This is a genomic window from Halobellus captivus (genome assembly GCF_007655485.1).
In the GTDB taxonomy this organism is placed as follows: Archaea; Halobacteriota; Halobacteria; order Halobacteriales; family Haloferacaceae; genus Haloquadratum; species Haloquadratum captivum.
Window position 1 is genome coordinate 43,735 of sequence record NZ_VJXQ01000010.1, and the last position, 200, is coordinate 43,934.

1 protein-coding gene is annotated in these 200 nt (G+C 61.5%); it reads right to left on the reverse strand.

What is annotated here, in order from left to right:
- The coding region (locus FJT57_RS16785) for a hypothetical protein (RefSeq protein ID WP_203229220.1) at nt 1-200 on the reverse strand (200 nt) is incomplete at both ends.

The following is a 200-nucleotide window of genomic DNA, read 5'->3' on the forward strand; positions in this document are numbered from 1 at the left end:
CTCGCCGGTCGCACGGCCGTCACCCCACCTTCTTCGGTCGCTCCGCCGTTGAACGTGAGATTCGAGTCGGTCGTGTAGAACCGTGTCTCACCATTCTGGAGGGTACGGACGGGTGGTGTGAGAATGCCGTCGACACGCTTGGCCCACTCAGTTTCGTCGTTTCCTGGGCGAACGACAAACAGCGGGATATCCCCTGCTGC